This window comes from Streptomyces sp. NPDC001410 (assembly GCF_042895235.1).
In the GTDB taxonomy this organism is placed as follows: Bacteria; Actinomycetota; Actinomycetes; order Streptomycetales; family Streptomycetaceae; genus Streptomyces.
The window spans coordinates 57,002-77,315 of the sequence record NZ_JBIAWE010000016.1; the positions used below are offsets into that span (position 1 = coordinate 57,002).

Annotated in this window: 17 protein-coding genes and 1 tRNA gene; 7 read left to right on the plus strand and 11 right to left on the minus strand. The window is 72.3% G+C overall.

The features are described from left to right. Positions 1–3: 3 nt before the first annotated feature. Positions 4–687, minus strand: coding sequence for a pentapeptide repeat-containing protein (locus ACFY3C_RS31360; protein WP_390773166.1), 684 nt, complete (start codon positions 685–687; stop codon positions 4–6). Between the two features lie 137 nt (positions 688–824). Here ACFY3C_RS31360 and ACFY3C_RS31365 point away from each other — a divergent pair, with 137 nt between their 5' ends. From ACFY3C_RS31365 to ACFY3C_RS31375, 3 genes are all read left to right on the plus strand, one after another. Further along, positions 825–1,985 (plus strand): NAD(P)-binding protein, encoded by a 1,161-nt coding sequence (locus ACFY3C_RS31365; protein WP_386573679.1) that lies wholly within the window; start codon positions 825–827, stop codon positions 1,983–1,985. A 49-nt stretch (positions 1,986–2,034) separates the two neighbouring features. Next, positions 2,035–3,009, plus strand: a complete 975-nt coding sequence (locus tag ACFY3C_RS31370) for a zinc-binding dehydrogenase (protein ID WP_390773167.1) — start codon at positions 2,035–2,037, stop codon at positions 3,007–3,009. 65 nt (positions 3,010–3,074) lie between these two features. Continuing rightward, positions 3,075–4,589: an MFS transporter gene (locus ACFY3C_RS31375; RefSeq protein WP_390773291.1), complete on the plus strand. Its 1,515-nt coding sequence runs from the start codon at positions 3,075–3,077 to the stop codon at positions 4,587–4,589. Positions 4,590–4,689: 100 nt separating this feature from the next. On the opposite strand, the gene ACFY3C_RS31380 is transcribed toward ACFY3C_RS31375, so the two are convergent. Continuing rightward, positions 4,690–6,096 carry an NAD(P)/FAD-dependent oxidoreductase gene (locus ACFY3C_RS31380; RefSeq protein ID WP_390773168.1) on the minus strand — a complete coding sequence of 469 codons (1,407 nt, stop codon included), beginning with the start codon at positions 6,094–6,096 and terminating at the stop codon, positions 4,690–4,692. A 78-nt stretch (positions 6,097–6,174) separates the two neighbouring features. Between ACFY3C_RS31380 and ACFY3C_RS31385 the strand changes: the two genes are divergently transcribed. Next, positions 6,175–9,939: a CHAT domain-containing protein gene (locus ACFY3C_RS31385; protein WP_390773169.1), complete on the plus strand. Its 3,765-nt coding sequence runs from the start codon at positions 6,175–6,177 to the stop codon at positions 9,937–9,939. A gap of 17 nt (positions 9,940–9,956) precedes the next feature. Here the strand turns inward: ACFY3C_RS31385 and ACFY3C_RS31390 are convergent, their stop codons facing one another. After that, entirely contained in the window at positions 9,957–10,676 is a 720-nt protein-coding gene (locus tag ACFY3C_RS31390) for a rhomboid-like protein (protein WP_390773292.1), read from the minus strand. Between the two features lie 143 nt (positions 10,677–10,819). On the opposite strand from ACFY3C_RS31390, the gene ACFY3C_RS31395 reads away from it, so the two are divergent. Both ACFY3C_RS31395 and ACFY3C_RS31400 read left to right on the plus strand, forming a co-directional pair. After that, positions 10,820–11,890: a nitrous oxide reductase family maturation protein NosD gene (locus tag ACFY3C_RS31395; protein WP_386573683.1), complete on the plus strand. Its 1,071-nt coding sequence runs from the start codon at positions 10,820–10,822 to the stop codon at positions 11,888–11,890. 57 nt (positions 11,891–11,947) lie between these two features. Next, positions 11,948–12,976, plus strand: a complete 1,029-nt coding sequence (locus ACFY3C_RS31400; protein WP_386573685.1) for a methyltransferase — start codon at positions 11,948–11,950, stop codon at positions 12,974–12,976. Positions 12,977–13,060: 84 nt separating this feature from the next. Here ACFY3C_RS31400 and ACFY3C_RS31405 read toward each other — a convergent pair whose 3' ends face one another. From ACFY3C_RS31405 to ACFY3C_RS31435, 7 genes are all read right to left on the minus strand, one after another. Beyond that, the gene (locus ACFY3C_RS31405; RefSeq protein ID WP_386573687.1) at positions 13,061–13,384 is read right to left on the minus strand and encodes a TcmI family type II polyketide cyclase; all 324 of its coding nucleotides are present in this window, start codon (positions 13,382–13,384) and stop codon (positions 13,061–13,063) included. A 22-nt stretch (positions 13,385–13,406) separates the two neighbouring features. Next, the gene (locus ACFY3C_RS31410; RefSeq protein ID WP_390773170.1) at positions 13,407–13,886 is read right to left on the minus strand and encodes an SRPBCC family protein; all 480 of its coding nucleotides are present in this window, start codon (positions 13,884–13,886) and stop codon (positions 13,407–13,409) included. Position 13,887: 1 nt separating this feature from the next. Continuing rightward, positions 13,888–14,145, minus strand: coding sequence for an acyl carrier protein (locus tag ACFY3C_RS31415; RefSeq protein WP_390773171.1), 258 nt, complete (start codon positions 14,143–14,145; stop codon positions 13,888–13,890). A gap of 19 nt (positions 14,146–14,164) precedes the next feature. After that, complete coding sequence (locus ACFY3C_RS31420; protein ID WP_390773172.1) at positions 14,165–15,412, minus strand: beta-ketoacyl synthase N-terminal-like domain-containing protein; 1,248 nt, start codon at positions 15,410–15,412, stop codon at positions 14,165–14,167. After that, positions 15,409–16,689 (minus strand): beta-ketoacyl-[acyl-carrier-protein] synthase family protein, encoded by a 1,281-nt coding sequence (locus tag ACFY3C_RS31425; protein ID WP_386573691.1) that lies wholly within the window; start codon positions 16,687–16,689, stop codon positions 15,409–15,411. The genes ACFY3C_RS31420 and ACFY3C_RS31425 overlap by 4 nt, the downstream gene beginning before the upstream one ends. Next, positions 16,686–17,123 carry a cupin domain-containing protein gene (locus ACFY3C_RS31430; protein ID WP_386573870.1) on the minus strand — a complete coding sequence of 146 codons (438 nt, stop codon included), beginning with the start codon at positions 17,121–17,123 and terminating at the stop codon, positions 16,686–16,688. The genes ACFY3C_RS31425 and ACFY3C_RS31430 overlap by 4 nt, the downstream gene beginning before the upstream one ends. An 89-nt stretch (positions 17,124–17,212) precedes the next feature. Next, positions 17,213–18,295 (minus strand): SchA/CurD-like domain-containing protein, encoded by a 1,083-nt coding sequence (locus ACFY3C_RS31435; protein ID WP_386573692.1) that lies wholly within the window; start codon positions 18,293–18,295, stop codon positions 17,213–17,215. A gap of 201 nt (positions 18,296–18,496) precedes the next feature. Here ACFY3C_RS31435 and ACFY3C_RS31440 point away from each other — a divergent pair, with 201 nt between their 5' ends. After that, positions 18,497–20,137: an FAD-dependent oxidoreductase gene (locus tag ACFY3C_RS31440; protein ID WP_386573693.1), complete on the plus strand. Its 1,641-nt coding sequence runs from the start codon at positions 18,497–18,499 to the stop codon at positions 20,135–20,137. A gap of 59 nt (positions 20,138–20,196) precedes the next feature. Here ACFY3C_RS31440 and ACFY3C_RS31445 read toward each other — a convergent pair. Next, positions 20,197–20,270: transfer RNA gene (locus ACFY3C_RS31445), tRNA-Thr, on the minus strand. Between the last annotated feature and the right edge of the window lie 44 nt (positions 20,271–20,314).

The following is a 20,314-nucleotide window of genomic DNA, read 5'->3' on the forward strand; positions in this document are numbered from 1 at the left end:
CGCTCAGTCCTCCACCCGGATCCCCAGCTCCCCCGCCAGCACCGGCGCCAGATCGAGCAGCTGCCCGGTGCTGATCACCGCCCCCTTCAGCCGGTCCAGGCCCCGGACGATCTCCAGCGGAGCGGCCCCGCGCAGGTCCACGTCCTTCAGGGTCGCACCGCTGAAGTCGGCCTCCTTCAGGGCGCAGTCGAGGAACTCGACCCGCTCCAGGCGGGCGCCCGCGAAGTCCGGCTCGACCAGGACGCAGGAGTCGAAGACCACGTCCTTGAGGCGGGCCTCGCGCAGGTTGAGGTAGTCGATCTTGCCGCCGCGGATCACGACCCGCTCCAGGACGGCGCCGTGGAGCTGAGTGCCGCCGAGGCGGGGGTCGATCAGCTCGACGTCGCGGAGCGTGGACTCGGCGAGGTGGGTGCCGACGCCCCGCAGGCCGGTGAGGACCGAGTCCAGGAAACGGGCCCGGCCCAGTGCCGTCTCGTCCACCGCGCAGCCCGTCAGCGCGCAGTCCAGGAAGCGGGCGCCCGCGCCGTCCTGCCCGGCCAGGTCCGCCTCTCGGAACTCCAGCCCGTCGTAGTCACCGTCCGGCGCCAACTCCCCGTCCGTCCAGGGTTCCAGGGGCGGCAGCCGCAGCTCCGGCCGCCGTGCGCCCTTGACCCCCGCCCTGTTCGTGCCCGTCGCTCTCCTCGCCATGGCCCCATGCTGCACCCCGCCACTGACAACCCGCCTGAGCTGCGGACTTCGGATCCGCGCCGGGCCGATGTCACATTTCCGGGTCCTGTTCGGTCGTATATGCGGAAGGTGAACCGACCCGAGGGAGAGCGCACCCCATGCATCGCATCACCGTCGTCGGCGGCGGCTTCGCGGGGCTCACCGCCGCCATCACGGCCGCCGAGGCAGGCGCCGAGGTCACCGTGTACGAGGCCCACCACACCCTGGGCGGCCGGGCTCGCACCGCCGAGGCGCCGTACCGGACGAACGAGGGCCCGCACGCCCTCTACAACGGCGGCCCGCACTGGACCTGGCTCAAACAGCGGGACCTGATCGGGCCGCTCGCCCCGCTCCCGCCCCTGGAGGCGGCCCGGCTGCGGCTGCGTCACCACGGCGTCCTGCGCCGCACCCCGCCCTTCGCGCTGCTCAAGCTGCTGCGCCCCAGCGTCCGCCAGGCCCCCGTCGACAGCGACTTCCTCAGCTGGGCGACCGGCATAGCCGGTGAGGAGGGCGCCCGGGCGGCGGCGAACTACTCCGCCGTCGCCCTCTTCCACCACGACCCGGGCGCCCTGTCCGCCGCCTTCGTGCAGGAGCGGCTGCGCCGGGCCACCAAGCTGCCACCCGAGGCGCACTATCCACGCGGCGGCTGGGCGAGCCTCATCGACCGGATGGCCGCGCGGGCCTGGAACCTCGGCGTGCGGATCGAGACGCTGTCCCGCGTCGACACCCTGCCGACCGACACCCCCGTGGTCGTCGCCACCTCCCTGTCCGCCGCCCGGCGGCTGCTCGGCGACGACTCGCTGACCTGGCCCGGCGGCCGTACCGTCCTGCTCGACCTCGCCCTGCGCACCCGGCGCGGGGACGCCTTCGCCGTCTCCGACCTGGACGCGCCCGGCTGGATCGAGCGGTTCACCGCGCAGGACCGGACCCTCGCCCCGGCCGGCGAGCAGCTGATCCAGGGGCAGATCCCGATCGGGCCCGGCGAGCCGCGCGCCGGCGGTCTCGCCCGCGCCGAGGAGCTGCTCGACCTGGCCTTCGAGGGCTGGCGGGAGCGGGTCACCTGGCGCCGGGAGTCCGTGGCGGAGGGCCGTACGGGGGCCGTGGACCTGCCGGGGACCAGCTGGCGGGACCGGCCCTCGGTGGACCGCGGCGACGGCGTCTACCTGGCCGGCGACCAGGTGGCGGCGCCGGGCGTGCTGTCGGAGGTGTCCTTCAACAGCGCGGTCACCGCGGTGTCGCTGATCCTCGGCCGGACCGTCCTTGACCTCAAGCATGCTTGAGGTTGAAAAGTGGCCTCCGGAGACGGAGACACGATCACTGGGGGGTCCCATGCACGCCGTGCGCCTGTACGCCTTCGGACCGGCCGAGAACCTGACCTATGAAGAGGCCGCGGACCCGGTCCCGGGGCCCGGCGAGGTGCGGATCGCCGTCGCGGCGGCCGGGGTGCACCTCCTCGACACGGCCCTGCGCGAGGGTCAGCAGGGTCCGCTGCCCGAACCGCTCGCGCTGCCGACCGTCCCCGGCCGTGAGGTCGCGGGGGTCGTGGACGCCGTCGGCGACGGTGTGGAGAAGACGTGGCTCGGCCGGCGGGTGGTCGCCCACCTGGGCTTCGCGCCCGGAGGGTACGCCGAACTCGCCGTCACCGCCGCCGAACGCCTGCACGAGATCCCGGAAGGACTGGGCTTCGCCGAGGCCGTCGCCATGATCGGTACGGGGCGTACGGCGCTGGGGATCGCGCAGTTCGCCGAGCCGGGCCCGGACGACGTGGTCGTCGTACCGGCGGCCGCCGGCGGCATCGGCACCCTGCTCGTGCAGTACGCCAAGAACGCCGGAGCGACGGTGATCGGCCTCGCGGGCGGGCCGGAGAAGACCGCCCACGTGCGGGCCGACGGCGCCGACCTCGCCGTCGACTACAACGACACCGCCTGGCCGGCCAGGGTCCGCGCCCATCTCGCCGGCCGGCCCGCTTCGATCGTCTACGACGGCGTCGGCGGCGCGGTCGCCCGGGAGGCCGTGGCGCTGCTCGGGCCCAGCGGCCGGCATCTCGTCTTCGGCTGGTCGGCGGAGGGCATCGGGGAGGGCGCCCGGGGCCACTTCGTCGACGGGCTCTCCGAGTCGGTCCTCGGCCCGGCGATGCTGCAGAAGGCCGGCGGTCTGCGCGCCCTCGAACTGCGCGCCCTCACCGAGGCCGGCCAGGGCCGCCTGCGCCCGGCCGTCACCCGTTTCCCCCTCTGCGAGGCGGCCGCGGCACACCGGGCGCTGGAGAACCGCGGCACGATCGGAAAGGTGGTGCTGGAGCCATGAGGCCCAAGCACGGCAAGGCCCTGCACGCGGATGCGATACGCCCTGATTCGTGGTCTTCTGACGAGATGGGTATCGGCCGAACGGGTGACGCCCCGTCGGCGCCGGCCGGAGCCGAAGGAGCCGGTCCCCACCGCTGGTGGGGCCTGGTCGTCATCGCTCTCGCCCAGCTGATGGTGGTGCTGGACGCGACGATCGTGAACATCGCACTGCCCTCGGCACAGCACGACCTGGGGATGACCGACGGCAACCGGCAGTGGGTGATCACCGCCTACACCCTGGCCTTCGGCGGACTCCTGCTGCTCGGCGGCCGGATCGCGGACCTCGTCGGCCGCAAGCGGACCTTCGTCATCGGGCTCGTCGGCTTCGCGGCCGCCTCCGCGCTGGGCGGAGCGGCCACCGGCCCCGGCATGCTCTTCGGCGCCCGCGCCCTGCAAGGTGTCTTCGCCGCCGTCCTCGCGCCCTCCGCGCTGAGCCTGCTGACCACGACGTTCACCGACCCGCGCGAACGCAGCAAGGCCTTCGGCATCTACGGCGCCCTGGCCGGCAGCGGCTCGGCGATCGGGTTCATCGTCGGCGGTCTGCTCACCGAGTACCTGAACTGGCGCTGGTGCCTGTACGTCAACGTGCCCATCGCCATCGCCGCGGTCCTCGGCGCCTTCGCCCTGCTGCACGACCGCCCCGGCCGCACCGACGCCCGCCTCGACGTACCCGGCGTCCTGCTCGGCTGCGGCGGACTCGTCGCGATCGTCTACGGCTTCAGCGAGGCCGAGCCGCGCGGCTGGACCGACCCGCTGGTGCTCGGCCTGTTCGCGGGCGGTGTCGTCCTGCTCATCGCGTTCGTCTGGTGGCAGAACCGCGCCCCGAGCCCGCTGCTCCCGCTGCGCATCGTCAAGGACCGCAACCGCGCGGGCTGCTTCCTGACCATGATGCTCGCGGTGATCGGCATGTTCGGGCTGTTCCTGTTCATGACCTACTACCTGCAGGTCATCCTCGGCTACTCGCCGATGAAGGCGGGCCTGGCCTTCCTCCCGCTGACCGCGGCGGTGATCACCGGCTCGACCCAGATATCGGCCCGCCTGCTGCACCGGGTGGCCCCGCGCGTGCTCATGGTGCCCGGCACGCTCATCGCCGCCTCCGGCCTGCTCCTGCTGACCCGGATGACCGTCGCCTCCTCCTACACCACCGAGATCCTGCCCTCGCTGCTCCTGATGGGCCTCGGCATGGGCCTGACCTTCATGCCGGTGTTCGCCACCGCCACCGCCGGCGTCCCCGAGCGCGACTCCGGCGTCACCTCGGCCACCGTCAACACCGCCCAGCAGGTGGGCGGCTCGATCGGTACGGCCCTGCTCAACACCATCGCCACCACCAGCACCACCGCCTACCTCGCAGCCCATCTGCACAGCCCGGCCGACAAGGCCACCGTGGTCCCGGAGGGCGTGGTGCACGGCTACACGGTCGCCATCTGGTGGGCCGCCGGCATCATGCTCCTCGCCGGCCTGGTCGCGGGCCTGCTGGTCACGGCCAAGGCACCCGGGCACGGCGCACGGGCCGGGGCGCGGGTGGCGGAGCCGGCGGCCTGACCCGCCGCGCCTCGCGCCGCAACCGTCGAGGGGGAGGGTGGCCGACGGCCGCCCTCCCCCTCACCCGTGGTCCGTGCGGCGCGGGTCAGCCCCGGATACCTCAGTGGCGCCCCGCCACCCGGTCCGCAACCTGTGCCAGGCGGGAGGACTGCGTGCCCGGGTGGAGGAGTTCACGCCGGTCGGCCGCGCGGTAGGTGGCGTACATGCCCTGGACGCCGAGCCAGCGGAAGGGTTCCGGCTCCCACTTGCGGACCTTGTGGTTCACCCAGGGCAGGTCGGTCAGCTCGGTGCGGCCGGCCTGGCCGGAGTCCTGCTGGACGAGGTCGCGCAGGGTGCGGGCGGCGAGGTTGGTGGTGGCGACGCCCGAGCCGACGTAGCCGCCCGCCCAGCCGAGGCCGGTGGCCCGGTCGAGGGTGACCGTGGCGCACCAGTCGCGCGGGACACCGAGGACACCGGACCACGCGTACTCGACGCGCACGCCCGCGAGGGCGGGGAAGAAGCGGGTCAGGATCTCCCGCAGGGCCTCGATCGTCTCCGGCTGGGTGCGGCCGTCGTTGTCGGTGCGCGAACCGAAGCGGTACGGCACCCCGCGCCCGCCGAGCGCGATCCGCCCGTCGGCCGTGCGCTGCGCGTACATGTAGGCGTGCGCCATGTCGCCCAGCGTCTCCCGGCCGTCCCAGCCGACGGCCGACCACTGCTCGTCGGTGAGCGGCTCGGTGGCGATCATCGAGGAGTTCATCGGCAGCCAGGTGCGCCGCTGGCCCTTCAGGGAGGCGGTGAAGCCCTCCGTGCAGCGCAGGATGTAGGGGGCGCGGACCGTGCCGTAGGGGGTCACGGCGTGCTTGGGGCGGATCTCGGTGACCGGGGTCGACTCGTGGATGGTGACGCCGAGCGCCTCGACGGCCGCCGCGAGGCCCTTCACCAGCTTCACGGGGTGCAGCCGGGCCCCGTGCGGGGTCCAGGTCGAGCCGACCGCGCCGGCCACCCTGATCCGCTCGGCGGTCTGCCGGGCGCCGTACAGCTCGCGGTCCTTCTCGCCGTACGACAGTTCGTGCTCGTGGAATGCCTTCAGCCGGGCCAGCTGGGCGGGCGTGGTCGCCACTTCCAGCACCCCGCCGCGGTGCACGTCGGCGTCGATGCACTCGGCCTCGGCGACCGCGACGACCTCGGCCACGGTGTCGTTCATCGCCTTCTGCAGCCGTACGGCGGCCTCGTGACCGTGCAGCTTCGCGTACCGGTCGCGGCCCGCGATGCCGTTGTACAGCCAGCCGCCGTTGCGGCCGGAGGCGCCGTAGCCGCAGAACTTCTGCTCCAGAACGGTGATCCGGAGGAAGGGGGCGGCCTTCTTGAGGTAGTACGCGGTCCACAGCCCCGTGTAGCCGCCGCCGACGATGACGACGTCGGCGGACGCGTCCCCGGGAAGCGGCTCCCGCACCGCCGGAAGACCGTCGTCCGCGTACCAGAAGGAGATGCCGCCGTTGACGACACCGCTTGGCGTGCTTGTCATGCGCGGACGTTAACCGTTCCTGGAGACTGAGAGGAAGTGGGTCCTACGGGGCGAGGCACGCGCACGGCGGGGGAGCCGATGGGCAGCGAGGTTCGACCGGACGACGACGGCACCGGGTTGGCGGAATTGCGGAGGGAGGCGGAGGACGCCGTCCGGGAGGCCCGACGGCTGCTGGACCTCGCGGAGCACTGGCCGCCCGCCGAGACGTTGACGCCGGTGGGCGAGCGGCTCGTCAGCGCGGAGGTCGCGCTGACCGAACGGAACGAGGAGGAATTCCTACCTTTCGTCATCATCCACCTGGGCCTCGTGCTCGGCGCGTGTTGCCTGAGCAGGGAAGAAACCGCGTCGTCCGGTTCCAGCGAGCGAACGGAGGCGCTACGGCGCCTGCGGTGGGCGGACCGCAGGGGGCCGCTGGACAGCCTGCTCGTGGTGCAGGCCCGCATGATGCTGATCTTCCTCCTCGTGCCCTTTGCCCTGCCCCGCGCCGACGGCACCCGCACCGCCCTTCAGGAGGCGCTGCTCTCCGCCGCCGACGAACGGGTGCTGACCGAGTCGTTGCGCCGGGACATCACGGAGGCCCTGGAGGTGGTCGACCGCATCGCCGCGGCCCCGCTCGACCCGGAGCTCCAGAAGCAGACCGCGTGCGTCAAGCGGGACCTCGAGCTGATGCTCACCCCCGGCGGGGCTTCCCCCGGGGCGACAGCGGAGACGGCAGCGGCGGAGAGGGCAGGGGCGGCCATCGAAGCAGCCGCCACGGGTGCGGCCGCCGCGCCCGACAGCGCCCAGGACACCGACGCCCCCGATGAGGCCATCGCCCCCGAGGACGCGCTGCTCGACGCCGTCCGCGGCCTGGTGGCCCTGGCCGGCTCACGCAGCACGCCGCAGTTCACCCGCGTCCTGGTCTGGCTGAACACCAAGTTGCATCCCAAGGACGACGGGCGAACCGGTTTCGGCGAGGACCTGGTGGACCCGGAAGCCGCGGCGCTGCTGCGCAAGGCCGGCGCCGGCAGGGCAGCCGGCACCGACGGCATCCGCCGCGCCGCCGACCTGGTGCTGCGTGCGCTGCGCGCGTTGCCGCCGGACGCACCCGAGCGGGCCCGGGTCGCCAGGCTCCACGCCTACCTGCTCGTCATAGTGGAGTTCAGGGAGCCCGGTTCGGTCGACTTCGGCACGGTGGAGCGGCCCGTGCCGGAACCGGACGACGGCGGCGACCGCCTCGACGAGTGGCCGATTAGCTTCCCCGTGGAGCCCGGCTTCTTCGACTATCTCGACAGCCATCTACAGGACTTCGTCTCCCACCTCGGCATTCGCGAGCGGCGCTCCGCGGCCATGAACGACCATTTCCTGGCTCAACGAACCGGCGATCCCGGCTACCTGGAGGACGCCGCCACCCTGCTCAAGGAGGCGCTCGACGCGAGCCCCGCGGACTCGTGGTGGGCCACGGCCCTGCGGGTGGAGCTGGCCGAGATCGTGGAGGCAGCCGCCTCGCACGGCGACATCCTCCACGACGCCGACGTCTCCCTGGCCGCCATGCGCTGGCTGGGCGCCGCCCTGGAACGCGAGGGCTCTCTGCCACCCGACGCACCGCTGGCCCTCGACTTCACGCTCTCCCTCGCCGACGGCGAGCTGCGGCGCGCGGAACGCACCGGAGACCACGAGGCGCTGCCGCGCCTGAGCGAGGAGCTCCGAGGCCGGCACGCCGCCCTGCCGGCGGACAGCGAGTGGCGCGACCAGGTGGCGAAGCGGTTGGACCGGCTCGACAAGCTGCGCGCGGACGCACAGCCGGACACCGAGCGCGAGGCGCCCGGAGCGGCCGAGGCGGCAGACCCCGCCGAGGAGCGAGCGGCCCTGGAACGCGACGTCGCCGAGATCCGCCGGCGGCTCGACGGACCGGAGGCCTATCACGGGCAGGAGTACGACCTGCGCGCCCAGCTCGGCCTACGGCTGCAACTCGCCGTTGTGCGTGGTGAGAAGGACCCGGCGCTGCTGGACGAAGCCATCACCGAGCTGACCCGCGTCCGCGCACTGCTCGCCGAAGGGCGTGGCACACATCGGCGCGTGGACCTCCTGAGGATTCTGGCCGAGGCCCACATCATTCGCACCGCCCGACGCGGCCCGCAGGTCGCCGAGGACTTGCTGGCGTTCGTACGGATCACCCGTGAGGCGCTGGCCGAACTGGCCGCCGGCGTCCTGCTCCAACTCGGCGCCGACCACGGCCTGTCGGCGGCCCTCAACGGGGCCCAGCTGACGCGGCGGCTGGCGTTCGTCGACTTCCGGCTCGGCCGGCCGGCCGACGCGGTGGCCGATCTGGAGATGGGGCGTGCCCTGGTGCTGCAGGCCGCCTCCGCCGCCCGGAGCATCCCCGAGCTGCTCGACGACGCCGGCCGGCACGCGCTGGCCCGGCAGTGGCGCGCCCAGGTCCCCACGGACCCGCTGCGGACCCGGACCGGCGACGCACCGCCCTCGTCGGCCGACGGCCCGCCGATCCCGGGCGCGCTGCGACGCAGGGCACTGTCCGCGCTGGGCATCCACCCCGGTGCCGGGGAGGGGTCGGCCGCCCGGCAGTTGGTGGGCGCGGCGGACGTGGCCCAGTTGACGGACGGGCTCGCCGCCACGGGCACGGACGCGCTGGTCTACCTGGTGCCCGGTGCTCCCCTGTCCAACGACCCACGGCTCGGCCACGCGCTGATCCTGCGCCCGGGCGCCGCTCCCCTCATCCTTCCCCTGCCGGAGATGGAGGCCCCGGGCAGCCCGCCGCTGGAGCGCTACCTCGACGCCGCGGCGGGCCGCTCCCGGGCGCTCGCCGACCCGGACCTGCACTCTTCGTGGCGGGCCGCCTGGGAGGGGCACTGGCAGGCCGCGCTGGGCGACCTGTGCGACTGGGCCTGGAAGGCGGTGATGGGCCCGGTGCTCGTGGCCGTAGGCGTGGAGCCGGCGGTCCGGCCGGCGCGGATCGTACTGGTGCCCTGCGGCGAACTCGGTATCGTGCCGTGGCACGCTGCACGCTTCCCGGACGACGGCGAGCGCGGCCACCGGTACGCGTGCGAGGCGGCCGTTCTCAGCTACGCCTCCTCCGGCGCCCACTTCCTGGCCGCAGCCGCCCGTCGCCGCATGCCTCCCACCGCCGGCCAGCAGGTGCTCGTCGCCGACCCGGAGCTGACCCTGCCGTGGGCCGAGGTGGAGACGGCCGCGCTGCGGGCCGGCTGCTACCCCGACGCGCTCCGCTACGGCGAGTTCGTCACCACGGACGAGTTGCCGGACGCCGCGGGCACGCCGGAGGAGCTGCTCGCGGCGCTGCCCGGCGGCGCATCACCGGCGTCCGTGGTGCACCTGTCCTGCCACGCCGTCGCCGCGCCGCGCCCCACCGACTCCGCGCTGTGGCTGGCCGGTCCGCCCGGCGCGGGCGAGGACGCCGGCCGGCTCACCGTGGCCGGCATCCTCGACGGCGCGTACGGCCGCCGGCCGGACACCGCGGGCCCGCTGGTCGTACTCAGCGCCTGCGAGACCGACCTGAGCACGCGCCACCACGACGAGGCGCTGACCCTCGCCACCGCGCTGGTCACGGGTGGCGCCGCCGACGTCGTGGGGTCCCGCTGGGCCGTGCACGACAGTGCCACCGCCGTGATGATGGCCGTCTTCCACCATCACCTCACCGTCGGCGGGCTGGCCCCGCCCGACGCCCTGCGCGCCGCCCAGCTGTGGATGCTCAACCCGCACCGCAAGGTCCCGCACACCCTCGACGGCCTCCTGCGCCGCGAGGCCACCCGCCCCGACCTCCACCGTCTGCACCACTGGGCCGCGTTCACCCACCAGGGCAACCCGGCGTCCGCGGCGCCGGGGTGAGGGGCGGCTCCACCGCGTCAGCCGGTCGGTCCGCCGCTCGACGAGGCGGTCGTGATGCGCCGCAGCGCGGCCAGGGTCTCCTTCGGGTCCCATGCTCTGCCGCGGCCTCTGGCCAGCGGATAGCACGCCAGGCCGATCAGTACGGACAGGAAGTGCCCGAAGTCGGTGAAGGTGCGGCTGGTGGCGAGCGGGACCGTGTAGATCGCGAACAGGACCACCAGGTACAGGTACCGCCAGGGCGCCGCGATCCGGTAGGTGAGCACCGCCGCCACGCCCGCCAGGGCGTAACTCACGCCGATGTCCAGGGTGTTGACCGCGGAGTGCGGGGCCATGCCGTCGTGGATCGCCTTCAGCAGGGCCAGCTCGCTGATCAGCGTGGCGAGCACGTGCGCGGCCACGCACACCGCGAGCCAGCGCAGGGTGCCGAGCCAGCGTTCGGCCTGGGCGTGGAAGACGGTGTACAGGACGGCGTACGGCAGCCAGTGCCCGCTGTCGATCCACATCGCGCTGGTGATCAGCACCCGTACCGGGTTCTGCGACAGCTCGTGGATGTTGGTCGACCGCTGCCGCAGGAAGTCCTCCTCGAACTCCGGCGACATGTGGTGCAGGGCGACGGTGGTGACGAACAGGATCAGCAGCCAGACATAGGTGCCCGGGGCGCTGCGGACGTAGGCCGTGACGCCCGGGGCCCTGCGGACATAGGCCGCGACCGCCCGGAGCCCACGCCGAAATCGGATGACCCGGTTCACGCACGTCAGTATGACCGGATGAGCTGAGGAGGCGTGCAGCCGGCGATCGGGCAGGAGCTGCGCGGCGGCTGACACGCCGCCGGATGGACTATCCGGGCACTACCGGATTAAACGGTCATACGGTACGCGATATGAAGAGATGTCACGTCGCATATCTCGCCTGTACCGCGGCCCTCGTGGGCGCGGGACCGGGCGCGGCTCCCGCCGCGGCCGCACACCAGACCCTGCTGGTCCGCCCGGGTGAGTCCATCCAGAAGGCGGTGGACGCCGCGCGGTCCGGAGACACCGTGCTCGTGCTCGGCGGCACCTACCACGAGAGTGTCAAGATCATGACGCCCGGGCTGACCCTGCGAGGCGTGGGCCCCGGGACGGTGATCAAGCCCGTCAACAAGAAGACCTCGGACAAGGCGGCCAACAGCTGCGCCGAGCACGGCACCGGCATCTGCGTGCTGGGCACCAAGACCGAGAACATCGAGGGTGTCACCGTCGAGGACCTGGCCGTGACCGGCTTCAGCAAGACCGGTGTGTTCGGCATGGCGACGGACACCATGACCGTCCGCCGGGTGCACGCCTACAAGAACGGCGTGTGGGGCATCGCCCAGGAGCGGTCCGTGCACGGGCAGCTCCTGCACAACTACGCGCACGACAACGGCGACGCGGGCCTGTTCCTCGCCAACACCATCAACGAGGAGGCGGGCGCCTACGACGCCGGGCAGACGCTGGTCGCGCGCAACCGCCTGGAGGGCAACCGGATCGGCGTCACCGTGCGCAGGCTGCGCAACCTCGCCGTTGCGGAGAACTACGTCACCGGCAACTGCGCCGGGGTGCTCGTCGTCGGGGACGAGAACAAGCCCAAGGCCGGCGCCCTGGAAGTGGCCGCCAACCGCGTCGTCAAGAACAACAAGTCCTGCCCGAAGACCGAACGGCTGCCCGCCCTCCAGGGCTCCGGCATCGTCCTGACCGGCACCGAGCAGGTCACGGTCACCGGGAACCTGGTCACCGACCACTCGGGCACGTCCCCGCTGTCGGGCGGCATCGTGCTGTTCAAGAGCTTCGTGGGCGCCACCGGCGACAAGAACCGGGTCAGCGACAACATGCTCGCGAACAACTCCCCGGCGGACCTGGTCAACACCGAGACCGGCAAGAGCAACGCCTTCCAGCACAACTCCTGCCGGGCCTCCAAGCCCGCGGGCCTGTGCTGACCGCACTCGCACCGCCCCTGCTGAACCGACGAACGCCGAAGAAAGAGAGGGCGGCACATGACGTCCGCTGAAACAGCCCCACCGCCACCCATGCGGCTGCGCGAACTCGTGTTCGGCGCGGCCTGTGCCGCCGCCGTCCGGGCGGCGGCCCGGCTGGGCGTCGCCGACGCCCTCGACAACGCGCCGATGGCCGTCGAGGACCTCGCGGCTGCGGTGAAGACCGAACCGAAGCCGCTGCGCCGGCTGCTGCGCGCCCTGTCCTGCTACGGCGTCTTCGCCGAACAGCCGGACGGCACCTTCGTGCACACCGAGACCTCCCGGCTGCTGCGCGAGGACGACCCGAACAGCCTGCGCGCCATCGCCCTGTGGTGCACCGAGCCGTGGACCTGGGACGCCTGGCCCAAGCTGGACGAGGCGGTGCGCACCGGCAGGAACGTCGTGGAGGACCTCTACGGCAAGGAGTTCTTCACCTACCTCAACGAGGACGCCCCCGAGTCCGCGGACGTCTTCAACCGCGCAATGACCCGTTCCAGCGAGCAGTCGGCACGGGAGGTGGCTGCCCTGCTGGACCTGTCCGGCAGCAGGTCCGTCGCGGACGTCGGCGGCGGCCAGGGGCACGTGGTGGCGTGCCTGCTGGACAAGTACCCGGAGATGCGGGGCAGTCTGCTCGACCTGCCCCGGGTGGTGGACAACGCCCTGCCGCGGCTGCGCGAGGGCGGCGATCTCGCACACCGCGCGCGGATCGTGCCCGGCGACGTCCGGGAGGCGATCCCGGTCCAGGCCGACGTCTACATCATCAAGAACATCCTGGAGTGGGACGACGAGAGCACGGCCCGGACGCTGCGCAACGTCGTCGAGGCGGGCGGCCCCGGCACCCGGGTCGTCGTCATCGAGAACCTGGTGGACGACACCCCCTCGATGCGCTTCAGCACCGGCATGGACCTGCTGCTGCTCCTCAACGTCGGCGGGGCCAAGCACACCACCGACTCCATGGTGAGCAGGCTGACCTCGGCGGGCCTCAAGGTGGAGGACATCCGGCCGGTCAACCCGTATCTGCACGCGTTCGACTGCCACGTGCCCGGGTGACACGAAGAAGTACAGAGCACCGGCCGCCGGGCCCGCGACGCTGCGGGCCCGGCGGCCGGTGGCCGTCCGGACGGGCCGTACGGCTCAGTCGCGCTCCCAGACGTAGAAGCGGTGTGCCATCGCGTCCTTGGGGGACCTCCAGGTCTCCGGGTCGTACGCGCTGACGTACGCCTGCAGGCGCTCGCTGATGTCACGGAACTCGGGGTGGTTCGTCACCTTGGCGATGGCCGGTCCCGGCTCGCGCTCGGACTCGATGAGGTGCATGTACACGTCGCCGAACTGGAAGAGACTGCGCCGCACCACACCGACGAGGTGGGGCAGCTCTCCGCGGTCGGACTCCTCGAACACCTTCGCGATGCCGGGTGCGGAGCCCGGGGCCATCCGGGCGACGATCAGGGCCTGGTGCATGGGGCCTGCTCCTTCTTCCGGTTCAGTCGGCCAGGGCCGGTGCGGGCCGGTGTCCGGCGGCGGCCTTCTCGATCTTGTCCCGGATGAGGGCCATCTGGACCTTGGAGTTCCGGTTGATGTTGTCGGTCATCCATTCGTCGTCGACCGGGGCGTCGGGCTTCATCGCGAAGTCCTGCGTCCAGACCATCCGGGTGCCGGCCGGGACCTCCTCGTACCGCCAGTGGATGTCCATGTGGGCGAAGGGGCCGGTCTCGACGCGGCGGGCCTGCACGGTGAGGGTGTCGCGGTCGGGCTCGCGCTCGGAGACCCAGCTCCAGACGACGCCGTTGTCGTCCGGGTGCATGGTCAGTCGGAACGTCGTCTTCTTCCCCTCCCGGGAGAGGACGTCGACGGACGCGTACTCGCTGAACAGCTGGGGCCAGCGCTCCAGGTCGTTGGTCATGTCCCAGACCAGGTCCAGCGGCGCGGCGATGGTGATCTCGTTCTGTGTGTGTCCTGCCATGTCAGGCTCCTGCCATCAAAGTGCTGTTGACCAGGTCGAGGAACTGCCGGGGCGTCTTGCAGCGCTCCGCGTCGGGCGGCATCGGGGTGCCGTGCGTGTTCTCCAGCTCGCCGACGATGCCGAGCAGGCCGAGCGAGTCGACGCCGAGGGCGTCGAAGCCCGACTCGCCCTGCTCCAGCAGCAGGTCCGGGGGCACGGTGACCCCGGCGGCCTTCTTCATCAGCGCGGCCAGTTCTTCCACGGTGATCTGTGCGGTCATGCGATTCCCTCCTGTACTGCTAGGCGTTCACGGCGCCGTGCCGGAGCACGAGCGCCGAGTTCGACCCCATGAGTCCCCGGCTGAGCACCAGCGCCGTACGCAGCTCGGCGACGCGGGCGCGGCCGGTCACGAGGTCGAGGTCGTGGCAGACGTCGAAGACGTTCGGTGTCGGCGGGATCAGCCCGTGCTCCATCGCGAGCACGGCCGCCGCGGTGTCCAGCACGGGCGCCGCGCAGTAGCCCCGGCCGATGCCGGTCTTCGGCGCCGTGACCGGCACCCGGGTGCCGTGCGCGCCGAGGGCGTCGGCGAGCGCGAGAGCCTCGGCCCGGTCCGCCTCCGGCACCCCGAGGGCGTCGGCGAACACGACGTCGACCTCCTCGGGCGCGCAGCCGGCCTCGTCCAGGGCCTGCTGGATGGCGTGGGCCAGGCCGCCTTGGGAGTCGGCCCAGCGGGAGGCACCGGTGAAGGTGGCCGCATGCCCGGCGACGAAGGCCCGGATGTCCGCACCGCGCTCGCGGGCGGACCGCTCCGCCTCGACCACGAGCATGGCGCCGCCCTCCGCCGGCACGAAGCCGCAGGCGGCGTCCGTGAAAGGGCGGTAGGCGCGGGTCGGGTCCTCCTCACGGCTCAGCTCCTCGTAACCGAGCTGGCAGACCATCGAGTACGGCGCCAGCGGCGCCTCGGTGGAGCCGGCCACGATCACATCGGTGCCACGCCGCACCGCCCGCGCCGCGTGCGCGAGGGCGTCCAGACCGCCGGCCTCGTCGGAGGCGACGACCGAGCAGGGGCCCTTGAACTTGCGGCGGATGGAGATCTGTCCCGTGCTCGCGGCGTAGAACCAGGCGATGGACTGGTACGGGCCGACGAACCGGCTGCCCTTGCCCCACAGCTGCTGCAGCTCGCGCTGGCCGAACGCACCGCCGCCGGACCCGGCGGCGGTGACCACACCGATGGAGTACGGCTCCCCGGAGGTGTCGGCCTGCCCGAGCCGGGCGTCGTCCAGCGCGAAGTCGGCCGCGGCCATGGCGAAGTGCGTGAACCGGTCGGTCTGGACGAGGAACCGCTCCTCGATCGTCACCGCCGGATCGAAGGCGCGGACCTCGCCGGCCACCCTCAGCGGAAGGTGCTCACAGCCCTCGCGGGTGATGCGGTCGAGGACGCTGAGACCTCCCTGGGTGGCCTTCCAGAAGGTGTCGGTGCTGGTGCCGTTGGGCGCGACCACCCCGATGCCGGTGACGGCCGCGCGCCGGTCATGCGGTTCGCTCATCTTGTCCTCTCCCTAGTCCGGTCCCTCGTCCGGGTCAGGACCACCGCGGACTGGAAACCTCCGAACCCGCTGCCCACGGACAGGACGCTGGTCAGCTTCCGTTCGCGGGCGACGCGCGGGACGTAGTCCAGGTCGCACTCGGGGTCGGGGGTCTCGTAGTTCGCGGTAGGGGGTACGACCTGCTTGGCCAGGGCCAGCACACACGCGACCACCTCGATCGCCCCGATCGCCCCGAGGGAGTGCCCCACCATCGACTTGATGGAGCTCATGGGGGTGTCGTAGGCGTGGTGGCCGAGCGCCCGCTTCACGGCCGCCGTCTCGTGGCGGTCGTTCTGCCGGGTGCCGGAGCCGTGCGCGTTGACGTAGTCGATCGCCGTGGGGTCGAGCCGGGCGTGGTCGAGCGCGGTGTCTATCGCCCGGGCCATCTCCAGGCCCTCGCTGGTCAGTCCGGTCATGTGGTAGGCGTTGCCGAAGGTGGCGTAGCCGCCCAGCTCGCAGTACACGTGCGCGCCACGGGCCCGTGCGTGTTCCAGCTCCTCCAGGACGAGCACCGCACCGCCCTCGCCCATGACGAACCCGTCACGGTTGTTGTCGAAGGGCCGGGAGGCGTGTGCCGGGTCGTCGTTGTTCGGGGACGTGGCCTTGATCGCGTCGAAGCACGCCATGGTGATCGGGGAGATCGGCGAGTCCGACGCGCCAGCTATGCAGATGTCGGCCCGGCCCTCCTCGACGGTGTGGAAGGCGTACCCGACCGCGTCCAGGCCGGAGGTGCAGCCGGTGGAGACGGTCTGCACCGGACCCTGGGCGCCGAAACGTTCCGCCACCGCGGAGGCCACCGTACTGGGCGAGAACGCCCGGTGCAGATGCGGCTCCGCCTCGCGGTCGTCGACGTCCCAGCGCTGCCCGCGGTTGCTGACCAGGACGTAGTCGTGCTCCAGGCGGGTGGTGCCGCCGACCGCGGTGCCCACCGAGACCGCGACCCGCCAGGGATCCTCCCGGGCCATGTCGAGACCCGAGTCCCGGACCGCCTCCTCCCCGGCGACCAGGGCGAACTGGATGTACCGGTCCGCCCGGGCGGCCTGGTCCGCGTCCAGGCCGTGCGCCGCCGGGTCGAAGTCGCACTCCGCCGCGATCCGCGACCTGAGCCCCGAGGGGTCGAAGAAGGTTATGCCCCGCGTCGCGGTCCGGCCGTCGGCAAGCAGATCCCAGAATGCCGGTACGCCGATGCCGCCCGGAGCAACGATGCCTATGCCAGTGACCGCCACGCGCCGGGTCATGACCGAACCCGACCCCGGTCGGCCGCGTGCGCGGCACCCGCCTCGGTGATCACCGCGGCAGCCCCGATGACCTCCGTCTCCTCGGTGTCGACATGGCCCAGCTGCGGCCTCGGGGCCAGCGGACCGAGGTGGAAGACGATCCGCGCCTCCACCTTGCCGGTGTTGCGGAAACGGTGCCGCATGTGGGCCGGGATCATCAGACCCTGCTCGGGCCTCAGCGCGTGCGGCTCACCGTCCAGGTCCACCTCCAGCTGCCCGCAGACGACGTAGACGAACTCCTCGGAGTACGGGTGGTAGTGCTCCCCGATGCGGTCACCGGGCTGCACGATGGCCACGCCCATGAAGCCGCTGGTGGAGCCGACCGTGGCAGGGGTGAGCATGGCGCGCAGATCGCCACCTCGCCGGACGTTGGGCTCGACCTCACTGAGGTCCACGATTTTCGGACGGGGTTTGATGGACAACGTTTCCTCCGTTGGATGTGCGCTGCGTCGGCGCTTGGCGGTGGGGGGACCCGGCCGCCGGATCAGGCGCCCGGCGAGCGGCGGTCGGTGATCAGGTCCATACGGGCGACCTCGGCGTCGAGCAGCTCCCGCACCTCGGCGGCCACCCGGGACTCCCGCGGCACCACCTCGGCCTCCTGGTCGCCGCGCATGTCGACCAGGCGCACGACCACGTCGTCCCGCTGGAAGACCGTGCTGCGCAGCAGAGGGCTCGCCGCATCGTCCGCGGCCGCCGAGTCGGCCTGTGCGATCAGCTCGGCCAGCCGCAGTCCGCAGCCGGGCCGGGCCGGGTAGTACAGGGCCTGTCGCCTGCCCTCCGACCGGTCCTCCGTGTTCACGTGGTGCACGGCCGGCAGCGCCGCCCGGGTGAAGAACATCCGGGCCGACTCCGGGTCGCCCAGGTCCCGGTCCTGCTCCAGGTACGGGTTGATCGCCTCCTCGACGGCCCGCACCTCCGGCTGCTGGGCCACGTGCCGCAGCGCCGCGAGCAGGTCACCGCGCACCTCGATGGCCCGCACCACCCGGTTGCCGTGCATGAACAGCGAGGTCCGGCACAGCCGCGTCTTTTCGTCCACCTGGGCCTCGGGCGAGGCGTAGCCGGCGAGGATCTTCGCGACCTTCTTCTCGCTGCCCGGCTTGACCGTGAAGGTCAGCGCGTGCCGGATCACGCCGTCGCCGATGCGCGGGTGAGCCTGCAGCCGGCGCTCCGCCGACTGCGTCTGCTCGGCGCCGCCGGTCTCCCGCACGATGTGGAAGCGCAGCGACCGGGTGTCCCGGACACAGCTGTGCAGCGGCTGCACCATCCGCACGTGCTCCTCGCTGTTCACCCAGGTGAGGAACGGCGGGGCACTCTCCCACTCACTCGTGATGAGCCATTGGGAGGGATTCTCGATGGACTGGCACAGCTGGTCGCTGACATGCCCGGGCACCGACGCAACCTGCTTGCACAGCTTCTCGTACGCCTCGAGGAACTGCTGCTGTGCGCCGTCGTAGACGTCGACCAGGAGGACGACCCGGAGCCGGGAACCGTCGAACACGGACTGGGAGACACGCTTCGAGGCCTCGCGTGTCAGCTTTTCTGAAAGACGTTCAGACGTCGTGGTCATCCTGCACACATCTCCTTCGCGGGGCAGAGGCATCGCCGGCCGCGAGTGACGCGACGGCAGCGTTCCTTGATCCTGTGCCGGTCCCCACCACCCCGCGACTCGTATGAACCACGTGGGTGATTGGGCACGCGGAGCGGGCGCCACCGGGCATGAGAACTCACAGGGCGCCCCACACGCCCACCCCTGCCTCTGGAGGCTTCGATGCATCAAAAAGCCGACCACCGGGTCCCCGTCCTCATCGTGGGCGGCTCTCTGGTGGGCCTGTCCATGTCCGTGTTCCTGGGCCGTCTCGGTGTGCGGCACATGCTCGTCGAGCGACACTCCGGGACCTCGATCCACCCGCGCGGACGCGGCAACAACGTGCGGACGATGGAACTGTTCCGGGTGGCCGGCATCGAGCCGGACATCACGGCGGCGGCCTCACTCCTCGCCGACAACCACGGCATCCTGCAGACGCCGACCCTCGTCGGGGACGCCGGCGAATGGCTGTTCAAGCACATCGACCCGGGCGGCGGACTCGCGAAGCTCAGCCCCACCAGCTGGTGCCTGTGCAGCCAGAACGACCTCGAACCCGTCCTCGTGGACAGCGCCCGGGAACTCGGCGGCGACCTGCGCTACCACCACCAGATGGAGTCCTTCGAGCAGGACGCCTACGGGGTGACGGCGGTGATCCGCGACCGCGCCACCGAGGAGCGCTACACCGTCCACGCCGACTACCTGATCGCCGCCGACGGCCAGCGCAGCCCGATCCGCACCGCGCTGGGCATCGGCCAGACGGGCCCCGGCGACCTCTTCGCGAACGTCAGCGTCACCTTCCGCTCCGCGAGTCTGGCCGAGGTGGTCGGCGACCGCCGCTTCATCTGCTGCTACCTCACCCACCCGGACGCCGACGGCGCCCTCCTGCCCGTCGACAACAAGGAACACTGGGTCTTCCACGCCCCCTGGCACCCCGAGTACGGCGAAACGCTGGAGGAGTTCACCGAGGAACGCCTGCGGCGCCACATCCGGGGGGCGGTGGGCGTGCCCGACCTCGACGTGGAAATCACCGGAAAGGCGTCCTGGCGTGCCGCCGAACGGGTCGCCGACCAGTACTCCTTCGGCCGGGTCTTCCTCGCCGGCGACTCTGCCCACGAGATGTCCCCGACCGGCGCCTTCGGCTCCAACACCGGCATCCAGGACGCCCACAACCTGGCGTGGAAGCTGGCCGCCGTCCTGGCCGGCTGGGCCGGCCCCGGCCTGCTCGACTCGTACGACACCGAGCGCCGCCCGGTCGCCCTCGCCACCAGCGCCCGCGCCTCCGCCCGCTCGGTCGAGCACAGCCACCCCGGCTTCGCCCCCGCCCCCGGTGTCGGCGGCGCCAAGCGCGGCGGCATCCTCAACGTCGTCCTCGGCTACCACTACCCGCACGGCGCCGCCCTCGGCACCGACCCCGAGCGGCCGGTCGTCCCCGACGCCCTGGACCTGACCGGCCGACCCGGCACCCGCGCCCCCCACCTCTGGCTGCGCCGCGCAGGCACCCGGCTGTCCACCCTCGACCTGTACGAACGCTCCCTGGTCCTGCTCTCCGACGCCCCGGACGACGCGGGCTGGCACGCGGCGGCCCGCCGTATCGCCGACACGGACGGAGTACGGCTCGACGCGTACCGGATCGGCCCGGGCGCCGACGCGGACCTGACGTACGACGCCGAGGGCACCGACTGGGCCCAGGCCCACGGCACCAGCGCCGACGGCGCCGTCCTGGTCCGGCCGGACGGATTCGTGGCGTGGCGGGCGACGGGCGCAGTCCCGGATCCGGAGGCGGAGCTGCGAAAGGTCCTGCGAAACCTGCTCCAGACGGCCTGACCTGCACAGACGACGAAGGCCACCCGCACCGTGAAGTGCGGGTGGCCTTCGCCCTGCCGAGCCCCCTGTCGGATTCGAACCGACGACCTTCGCTTTACAAGAGCGGCGCTCTGACCAGCTGAGCTAAGGAGGCGTGCGCCTGCGCGCCCGTGCAGTGTACCCAGGTCCGGGGTGGCC